This is a genomic window from Chamaesiphon sp. OTE_20_metabat_361, assembly GCF_031364565.1.
This window is the reverse complement of record NZ_JANLWO010000032.1, coordinates 1-2,561: the sequence shown is the minus strand read 5'-3', so window position 1 is coordinate 2,561 and position 2,561 is coordinate 1. Positions and strand designations below refer to the sequence as shown.

General features: G+C 48.1%; 2 protein-coding genes. One reads left to right on the top strand and one right to left on the bottom strand.

Annotated elements, in window-relative coordinates; translation table 11 throughout:
* Nucleotides 1–179: 179 nt before the first annotated feature.
* On the bottom strand, nucleotides 180–1,250 hold the full coding sequence (rfbG, locus tag RMO35_RS00780; protein ID WP_396134957.1) for a CDP-glucose 4,6-dehydratase: 1,071 nt from the start codon (nucleotides 1,248–1,250) through the stop codon (nucleotides 180–182).
* A gap of 534 nt (nucleotides 1,251–1,784) precedes the next feature.
* Between rfbG and RMO35_RS00775 the strand changes: the two genes are divergently transcribed.
* Nucleotides 1,785–2,561 (top strand): glycosyltransferase family 2 protein (locus RMO35_RS00775; protein ID WP_309737884.1); only part of this gene is annotated, 777 nt, incomplete at its 3' end.

The following is a 2,561-nucleotide window of genomic DNA, read 5'->3' as shown; positions in this document are numbered from 1 at the left end:
GACAAAATTGGCAAGCTGGTGTTGTCGGTATGGCGCGATCGGGGATTTGCTCGTCGATAGTTTGCGTTAGCATCTGTTTTCTCTAGCCCATAGTTAGTGAATAGTGAATAGTGAATAGCGAAAAGTGAATAGTGAATAGTGAATAAAAAGATTGTATTTTTACTTTCGCAGGAGGTCGATTAGGCGATCGCCATAAATCGCGCGATGGTGTCGGTGGTGACTTGGCGCATGTCGTCCCCAGTTTGATAACACTTAGTCCAGTCTACGATTTGTGCTAGCGAGTCTTCTAGCGACAGCTTGGGTTGCCAGCCGAGTTTGAATCGCGCTTTGGAACTGTCCAAGGTTAAGGAAATATGCTCGTGAAATCGAGCGCCAGGAGCTAATTCCCACTGAGCATCTTCACCCCAGCGGGCGAGGAGGTGTTCCACGAGCCAACCGACTGGTTGAACTGAAGATTCAGCGGGGCCAAAATTCCACGCTTGGGTAAATGCGGTACCTTTGGTGGCTAGATTTTCGGCTAAGATCAGGTAGCCATTGAGCGCATCGAGGACGTGTTGCCACGGACGAATCGCCTGGGGATTGCGAATCTGGAGCGGTTGGTGATGTAAGAGCGATCGCACCAAATCGGCTACTAAACCGTCGGCTGTCCAGTCCCCACCCGCAATCACATTCCCCGCACGTGCTGTAGCGATCGCGACGCCATGTTCGGCATATTGGGCGGGATTGAAAAATGAATCCCGATAAGCTGCTGTCACCAGCTCCGCACAAGCTTTGCTACTGCTATAGGGGTCGTAACCGCCGAGCGGATCGGTTTCTCGATACCCCCACACCCATTCTTTGTTGTCATAGCACTTATCCGAAGTGACGATGACCGCAGCACCCACGCCGCCAACTTGGCGAATCGCTTCGAGCAGGTGGACTGTCCCCATGACGTTAGCGCGGTAGTTAGTCACCGGGTCGAGATAGGAGGTACTGACTACCGACTGTGCTGCTAGATGTAGGACGATCTCGGGACGAAAGTCAGCCACGACGCGGTAGAGCTGCTCGTAGTCGGCAATATCGCCCACCACCGAAGTCATCCCCTCGGCGACGCGAGCGACTGCAAACAGACTGGGATCTGTCGGTGGCGGCAAGGCATATCCTAATAATTCAACGCCCACGGATTGTAGCCACAGGGAGAGCCAACTTCCCTTAAAGCCCGTATGTCCGGTGAGTAATACGCGTTTTCCTTGCCAAAACTTGAGATTCATCATCACATTTCTCAATAGAACAGCAGCAGCTTGTCTGGAAATTAACAAAAAAATTGCCCGAGCTATGCGTGAAAATTAGAGCCGATCTTAGTAAATATTGATGTGATTTCGATCGCAATTGACCGACGAAAACTTATACGCCGATCGGATCGTAATGATGGCAACTGGCAGGGTGCCCGTGTTGAAACCGATGAAGTGTGTTAAAAATTATTTAGACTATTCTGACGAGCACAGGTCTGTCTGAGCTTACTACACAGCTCGTTACTAACTTACAGTAATCCTTTTTAAGCTAATAGAATGGTTTGCAAAAATCATTAGTCATTTTGCTGAATGAATATCTCAGTACACTTTGCGAAAAAGATGAAGTTAGTAAAAAAAATCGTTATTTAATTATTTTTTACGCATATTGGCTTAATTGGAAAATATCTAAAATGTGAGATATTAGAAAATCATTGACTACAAATTGGCTGGATGCAACGGTAAGTCAAGATCGATGCGATCGCATCAATTTTCCTGAAAATATGGATGGAAATTATGTCTAGCTCTCAAGAGCCAATGAAAACTCCAGTCGCACTTTTAATCTTTAATCGGCCAGAGTGTACCGAGCGAGTCTTTGAGGCAATCCGCCAAGCCAAGCCATCCCAGCTCCTGGCGATCGCGGATGGGCCACGCCCGGATCGACCCGACGATATTGCTAAATGTGCTGCGGCGCGGGCGATTATCGATCGCGTCGATTGGGATTGTGAAGTTTTTAAAAACTATGCCGATACGAATTTAGGGTGTGGCGTGCGTCCGGCGACGGGGATTAGTTGGGTATTCGATCGAGTCGAAACCGCAATTATTCTCGAAGATGATTGCATTCCCCATCCCGATTTTTTTCGATTTTGCGATGAATTATTAACCCGTTATCGCGATGACGATCGCGTCATGCACATTTCTGGTAACAACTTTTGGGCGAGTAAATATCAGCATGAAGATAGTTATCTGTTTTCTCGCTACACGCTTTCCTGGGGCTGGGCGACATGGCGACGGGCATGGCAACATTATGATTATGACATGAAAAATTGGTTGCAAATGGCACCCGATCGACAGCACCAGTTACTCCAAGATTTATTAGGCGACGAACATGCCGTGAAGACTTGGGCGCGAATTTTTCACGATGTCAGCTCCCGAGATTTAGGTTGTTGGGATTACCAGTGGACGCTGGCTTGCTGGCTCCAAGGTGGCTTAGGAATCGTGCCCCAAGTTAATTTGGTGACAAATATTGGCTTCGATGCCGATGCGACACATACGCGATCGGCAGACACAAAT

Coding starts and splice junctions, on each gene's coding strand:
- rfbG (WP_396134957.1), bottom strand. CDS start 1,250: ATGAATCTCAAGTTTTGGCAAGGAAAACGCGTATTACTCACCGGACAT.